The 6,728-nt window shown below is 70.1% G+C and carries 6 protein-coding genes and 1 pseudogene; 4 read left to right on the top strand and 3 right to left on the bottom strand.

The genetic code is table 11. From position 1 onward, the window contains the following. A partial coding sequence (gene dnaK, locus J7E68_RS10495) for a molecular chaperone DnaK (protein ID WP_251048876.1) occupies positions 1-1,341 on the bottom strand: 1,341 nt, incomplete at its 3' end. Between the two features lie 197 nt (positions 1,342-1,538). On the opposite strand from dnaK, the gene J7E68_RS10490 reads away from it, so the two are divergent. The 3 genes from J7E68_RS10490 to J7E68_RS10480 are packed head-to-tail and all read left to right on the top strand — an operon-like array spanning position 1,539 to position 4,055. Further along, positions 1,539-2,267 carry a sirohydrochlorin chelatase gene (locus J7E68_RS10490; RefSeq protein ID WP_215172350.1) on the top strand — a complete coding sequence of 243 codons (729 nt, stop codon included), beginning with the start codon at positions 1,539-1,541 and terminating at the stop codon, positions 2,265-2,267. Continuing rightward, positions 2,264-3,040, top strand: coding sequence for a uroporphyrinogen-III C-methyltransferase (gene cobA, locus J7E68_RS10485; RefSeq protein WP_215172348.1), 777 nt, complete (start codon positions 2,264-2,266; stop codon positions 3,038-3,040). The genes J7E68_RS10490 and cobA overlap by 4 nt, the downstream gene beginning before the upstream one ends. 49 nt (positions 3,041-3,089) lie before the next feature. Further along, positions 3,090-4,055 (top strand): NAD(P)/FAD-dependent oxidoreductase, encoded by a 966-nt coding sequence (locus J7E68_RS10480; protein WP_215172347.1) that lies wholly within the window; start codon positions 3,090-3,092, stop codon positions 4,053-4,055. Between the two features lie 757 nt (positions 4,056-4,812). On the opposite strand, the gene J7E68_RS10475 is transcribed toward J7E68_RS10480, so the two are convergent. Further along, positions 4,813-5,274 (bottom strand): DUF3817 domain-containing protein, encoded by a 462-nt coding sequence (locus tag J7E68_RS10475; RefSeq protein WP_215172345.1) that lies wholly within the window; start codon positions 5,272-5,274, stop codon positions 4,813-4,815. Between the two features lie 70 nt (positions 5,275-5,344). Between J7E68_RS10475 and J7E68_RS10470 the strand changes: the two genes are divergently transcribed. Further along, the gene (locus tag J7E68_RS10470) at positions 5,345-6,262 is read left to right on the top strand and encodes an AraC family transcriptional regulator (protein WP_215172343.1); all 918 of its coding nucleotides are present in this window, start codon (positions 5,345-5,347) and stop codon (positions 6,260-6,262) included. Between the two features lie 186 nt (positions 6,263-6,448). Here the strand turns inward: J7E68_RS10470 and J7E68_RS10465 are convergent. After that, positions 6,449-6,728: pseudogene (locus J7E68_RS10465) on the bottom strand (MFS transporter); the annotation flags it as partial.

Genomic DNA, 6,728 nt, shown 5'->3' with positions numbered 1-6,728 from the left:
CTGCGGGATGCCGCGGGGGGCCGGGGCGATTCCGGTGAGCTCGAACGTTCCCAGCGGCTTGTTGTCGCGGGTGAAGTCGCGCTCGCCCTGGAAGACCTGGATCGCGACGGACGGCTGGTTGTCGTCTGCCGTGGTGAAGGTCTCGCTGCGCTTGGTCGGGATGGCGGTGTTGCGCTCGATGAGCTTCGTCATCATGCCGCCCTTGGTCTCGATGCCGAGGCTGAGGGGGGTGACGTCGATGAGCAGGACGTCCTTGCGCTCGCCCTTGAGGACACCGGCCTGAAGGGCTGCGCCCACGGCCACGACCTCGTCGGGGTTGACGCCCTTGTTCGCCTCTTTGCCGGTCTCGCGCTTGACGAGCTCGGCCACGGCGGGCATACGGGTCGATCCACCCACGAGCACGATGTGGTCGATGTCGGCGACCTTGATGCCGGCTTCGCGGATGACGTCCTCGAAGGGCTTCTTGGTGCGGTCGAGCAGGTCCTTGGTGAGGTCCTCGAACTTCGCGCGGGTGATCGTCTCGGAGAGCGAGACGGGGCCCGACTCGGTCAGCGACAGGTACGGCAGGTTGATGCTCGTCGAGGTCGAGGAGGAGAGCTCCTTCTTGGCCTGCTCCGCAGCCTCCTTGAGACGCTGCAGGGCGATCTTGTCACCCGAGACGTCGACGCCCGTGGTCTCCTTGAACTGCTTGATCAGGTGATCGACGAGACGCTGGTCCCAGTCGTCGCCGCCGAGGCGGTTGTCACCCGAGGTCGAGCGGACCTGGATGGTCGAGAAGTCGTCGTCCTTGCCCACTTCGAGCAGCGAGACGTCGAAGGTTCCGCCACCGAGGTCGAAGACCAGGATGAGCTCGTCTTCCTTGCCCTTGTCGAGGCCGTAGGCGAGAGCCGCGGCGGTGGGCTCGTTGATGATGCGCAGGACGTTGAGGCCCGAGATCTCGCCGGCCTCCTTCGTGGCCTGACGCTCGGCGTCGTTGAAGTACGCGGGGACCGTGATGACCGCATCGGTCACCGTGTCACCCAGGTACGACTCGGCGTCGCGCTTGAGCTTCTGCAGGATGCGCGCCGAGATCTCCTGCGGCGTCCACTTCTTGCCGTCGACGTCGAAGGACCAGTCGGTGCCGATGTGGCGCTTGACGGATGCGATGGTGCGGTCGACGTTCGTGACGGCCTGGCGCTTCGCGGTCTCACCGACGAGCACCTCGCCGTCCTTCGTGAATGCGACGACCGAGGGGGTCGTGCGGAAGCCCTCGGCGTTGGCGATGACCTTGGGCTCGCCACCCTCGAGGACACTGACGACGGAGTTCGTCGTACCGAGGTCGATTCCAACAGCACGTGCCATGTGATTCTCCTTTGTTGCTGAGGTTGATGTGGTCTGGAAATCCGGGGCGATCAGGGAAACCTGAGTCGCGATGACTCAACTGTACTCCGACCTCCGGATGCTGTCAAACAAAGTTGATAGGACGTGGCTCAACTTTGTGCGGGATGCGGTGAACTTCCCGAAACACGGCCGTCATACGCCTCCCCTAGAGTCCCTGCATGAGCCGCCCCATCCTGCTCGCCGTCTCTCATGGCACCTCGGATGCCGAGGGCGCCCGCGCGATCGCCGACCTGGTGGCCGCCGTCGCCACCGCCCTCCCCGACGTCGAGGTTCAGAGCGCCTTCGTCGACGTGCAGCAGCCCGACGCCGCCGACCTCCTGCCGACCATCGACGGCCCCGTCGTGATCGTTCCGCTGCTGCTGTCGCGCGGCTTCCACGTGCACCACGACCTGCACGGCATGGCCGCGAAGAAGACGGACGCCGTGGTGAGCGCGCCACTCGGCCCCGACCCCCGGCTCGCCGAGGTGCTCGCGGACCGGCTCGTCGCGGCCGCCGCCGAGGATCCCGACGCCGATGCGGACGAACCCGTGATCCTCGCGGTGGCGGGATCGCGCGACCCCGCATCGCTGACGGATGCCGGGGCCATGGCGTCGCTGCTCTCGCTGCGTCTCGGCACGAGGATCGAGCTCGCCTACCTGGCCGCCCGCGAACCGGATCTCCCCACCGCGCTCGACCATCACCCGGTCGCATCCGTCTCGACCTACCTGCTGGCGCGCGGCTTCTTCTTCGATCTGACCGTCGGGCAGGCCCCGGGGCGCCGGGTCACCGCGCCCCTGCTCGACGGCATCACCGTGCCGCAGCCGCTGATCGACCTCGTCATCGCCCGATACGAGGAGGCCTCGGCGCAGCTCCTCACAGCATCGCGACTCGAGACCGCGCACTCGTGACAGCAGGCACCGTCACGACAGCGGGCACCGTCACGACAGCCGGAACCGTCACGCTCGTCGGTGCCGGCCCCGGCGATGCGGGACTCCTGACCGTGCGGGGGCTGCGCGCACTGCAGGAGGCCGACGTGATCGTCGCCGACCGACTGGGCGCCAGGGCCGTGCTCGCCCAGCTCGCCGAAGAGGGCGTGCGGGTCGATGCCGAGGTCGTCGACGTCGGCAAGCTCCCCGGCCACCACCCCGTGCCGCAGGACGGCATCAACGAGCTGCTCGTCTCACTCGCACATCAGGGCCGACGCGTCGTCCGGCTGAAGGGCGGCGATCCCTTCGTCTTCGGCCGAGGACGCGAAGAGCAGCTGTTCTGCGAGGCCGCCGGCGTCGAGGTCGACGTGATCCCGGGCGTCACGAGCGCGGTCGCCGTGCCCGGCCTCGCCGGCATCCCGCTGACCCAGCGCGGCATCGCCGAGACGTTCACCGTGGCCAGCGCGCACGACCAGATCGAGGCACTCGGGGGCGGGCGCGACCATACCGTCGTGCTGCTGATGGGCGTGAACACGCTCGGTCACTCCGCTCACGTGCTCGCGGCCGGAGAGCGCGGCGCCGACTGCCCCGTCGCGATCATCGAAGACGGGTTCGGCGAGCGCCAGCGCGTGACCATCGGCACCCTGGGCACGATCGCGCAGATCGCGGCGTCTCGACAGGTGCGCTCCCCCGCCGTCGTCGTGGTGGGAGACGTCGTGGCGCTGAGCCCGGAGGCCGGCACACCCGCTACTTAGGCGACCCTCAGTCGGGGATGGCAGACTGAGAGCGGCAGAAGGGCGAGGCATGACCGACACGAACACCTACGACGTTCTCGTCATCGGCGGCGGCCCCGCCGGACTCTCGGCGGCCCTCAACCTGGGGCGTTCGCTCATGCGCGTGCTCGTCGTCGACGCCGACCGCCCGCGCAATGCGGCGACCCTGAACTCCCACGGCTTCCTGACCCGCGACGGCGTTCCCCCGCACGAGCTGCGTCGCATCGCCCGCGCCGAGCTGGCCGCCTACCCGAACATCGAGGTGCGCACGCGGGTCCGCGTGCTCGAGCTCGGCAGAGCCGGCGGGGAAGATGCGGCGGGTTCCGGGGTCGGGGCGGATGCCGTCTTCACCGCATCCATCGGTCGCATGTCTCCGACAGACGCGGTCAGGGCGCAGTCGGTGCTGCTCGCGACCGGTCTGCGAGAGACCCTTCCCGATGTGCCGAACCTGCGCGGCTTCTACGGCATCAGCCTGTTCAGCTGCGCGGCGTGCGACGCGTGGGAGATGCGCGGCCGACGGCTCGCGCTCATCGGCACGACCGACGACCTCGCAGACCGCGCCCGCCTGATCGCACGGTGGACCGAGAACCTCACAGTCTTCACCCTCGGCGCCGACACGGTCGACGCCGCGGAGGAGGCCGAGCTCGCATCGATGGGTGTCGCCGTGCTGCGGCATCCGATCACAGAGCTCGTCGGAGATCGGGGGCGCATCGAGGCGATCCGGTTGACCGACGGCAGCGTCGTCGAGATCGAGGGCGGCTTCGTGCGGCCGGAGTGGGAGACCGACCTGTCGTTCCTGCGGGGCTTCGCGCCCGCGGTCGACCACGACGGGCACCTCGCCACCGACCGCTCGGGGCGCACCGACATCCCGGGCCTGTACGCGGCCGGCGACGCGGCGATCCCCGGACCGCAGCAGCTCATCGTGGCCGCGGGCGCCGGCGCCAGGGTCGCCTCGGTGATGGTGCAGGATGCCGTCGGCATCGCCTCGGCGCACTGAAAGTCTCGGCGCACGGATCGCCTCAGCACACGGAACGCCCCCGCGGAACCCCCTCTCGGCCCGCGCCGGCCGCGCACTAGGCTGACCGGCATGACGCGCATCTCGCAGGGCTCGCCGCTGGTCCGACTCGCCGCCGTCTCGGTGGTCGCCCTGGCCGTGCTGCCGCTGACCGGCTGCCTGTACGCNNCGAGCGCGCCCACCGGAGACCTGCCCTCGACGCTGTCGTTCACCGACGGCGCGGACCTGCCGGGAGCCGCGTACATCCAATGGGGCGACGGCTTGATCGCCGACGACGGGTGGAAGGTGGTGAAGCCCGACGACGGCGACGGCGGATGGACCTACGGCACCGTCGACGACACCTGCACCGCGCAGTTCTGGCAGGGCCTCACACCCGACGTCCCGACTGTCGCGGGTGACGACAGCGCCAGCTCCGATGCCATGCTCGCCGTCATCCTCGGCGAAGCGGATGCCGCGACGATCACGCCCCTCGCCACCACCGCGGCGTTCAGCTACCAGGTCGGCGGCAACGCCGACGTCGAGAACCGGCAGGTCGACGGCGAGGCGGGCGATCGCGAGTGGAGCATCGCCGCGCGCGCCTTCACCGCCACAGGCGTCGGGCTCTACGTGATCGTGGACTGCGAGGGCGGCGACGTCGCGGCGACCATGGCCGAGGTCGTCGAGAAGAACGCCATCATCGTCCAGTGAGCCCGTGCAGCGAGCCCGTGCAGTGAGCTGATGCCGGGGTCCCGGCATCCGATCACTTGCCGCCGGGCGGGCCCACCAGCAGCAGGATCACGTACAGCGCCACGATTCCGACGGCCAGCAGCACCGCGAGCACCCACGGGCGGCGCAGGAACCAGCGCATCAGCCGGTCGTACCAGCGTGCGTCGCGCGGGTCGGCGGTCTGCTCGAGACGCCAGTCGCCGGCCAGGCGCCCGGTGCGGTGCAGCCAGATCTCCATCGGGATGGTCGCATAGGGGATGACCGCGCTGACCACGGCGAGGATCGCGACGCCGGGGTGCCAGCGCTGATTGAGCGCGACGAGCACGGCGGTGGCGGCGTAGGCGAGGAAGACGAAGCCGTGGATGCCCCCTCCCACGGTGACGACGATGCCCGGCGCACCTGCCGCACGGGCGATGATCGCCGAGATGAGGATCGTCCAGGTGATCGCCTCTGCGATCGCGAGGACTCGGAACAGGCGGTCGGGTGTGCGGAACACGGGACTCCTCGGGTGGGGGTCCGTTCAGCGTATCCGGAATAGCTATGAGGCCCCGGGCGTTGCCGAAGGCATGGTGACCGTCGATTCCGCAGCCCTCGGGCAGGTGCTCGATTCCGTCGACCTGCGCGTCGGGGTCGCCCGACGGGTCTCGCTGACGACCGGCTCACTGCTGCCGATCGCCCCGCGGGCCGCCACCCTGGTCTACATCGCGGCGGGCTCGGTCACCGGGCATCCTCCGCTGACCACCGGATGCCGCCTCGACGTCGACCGCTCGGCCCAGATCGTCGCCGTCGACGACCGTCCGCTGGGCGCGAGTCTCGTCGCGGGCGATGCGTTCCTCACCCTGGGCCGCACGGCGATCGCACTGGAGGCCGAGTCGGACGCCGACCTCGTGGTCGTCGACCTGGAGTTCTCCGACAGCGCCTCGATGCTCGCCGCGCTGCTCCCCGACCCGATCACCGTGATGTCGTTCGCCGCGCTCGAGCCCGCCGCGGCCGCACTCGCGGGCAGCATGGGTCCGACCGATCCGCCGTCGTGGCCGGTGCGTCAGGGCGATCCCGTGATCTGCCGGATGATGGCGAAGACGGTGCTCCTGAGCGTCATCCGCGCCTGGGCTGCGAACGGCTGCGCGCCGGACGGCTGGCCCTCGGTCTCGCAGGACCCGTTCCTCGACCGCGTCGTCGAGGCGATCCACGAGCAGCCGGGTCGCGACTGGACGGTCGAACGGCTCGCGAGCGTCGGCGCCATGTCGCGCTCGGTGTTCGCCGAGCGCTTCCGCACGGCCATCGGCCGCTCGCCCGCCGACTACGTCACCGAGGTGCGCGTCGACGCGGCGAAGCGGATGCTGAGCGCCGGCCGGTCCGTCAGCGAGACGTCGCGTGAGCTGGGCTACGCCTCGGACGAGGGTTTCAGCCGCGCGTTCCGACGCCGCACGGGCTTGACCCCGTCGGCGTGGCGCGCATCCGAGCTCACCCCCGTCCCCGCCTGAGCACAGAGCCAGCCCCAGCCCCCTACCGGCTGCCCCCCCTGGCGGGCACAACTTCGGAGCCCGAACCCGACACACCGACCGTTGTGGCAGGACGGCGGCGTGTCGAATGGTCGATCCGAATCTGTGCCCGGGTGAGAGCGGGGAGCCAGGCGACGGGGCGACGAGGCGACGAGGCGACGGGGCGACTCAGGCGAGCTTCGCCGCCTGAGTGCTCACCCGGTTCGAGACGCCGAAGAGCACGGCACCGACGAGCAGCGAGATCGCCCCCAGCACGTAGACGAACTCGACGTCGAGGGTGTCGACCAGCAGGCCTCCGAGACCGGCCGCGATCGTGATCGCCCCCTGGAATCCGACCACGACCAGGCTTCCGCCGGCCTCGAGACGGTCGGGAGTGCGGTGACCCACCCAGGTGTTGATCACGAGCAGCCACGACGAGAAGAAGAAGCCCCACGCCAGCACGACGATG

This window comes from Microbacterium sp. ISL-103 (assembly GCF_018613995.1).
Classification (GTDB): domain Bacteria; phylum Actinomycetota; class Actinomycetes; order Actinomycetales; family Microbacteriaceae; genus Microbacterium.
This window is presented reverse-complemented; position numbering and strand designations above follow the sequence as displayed.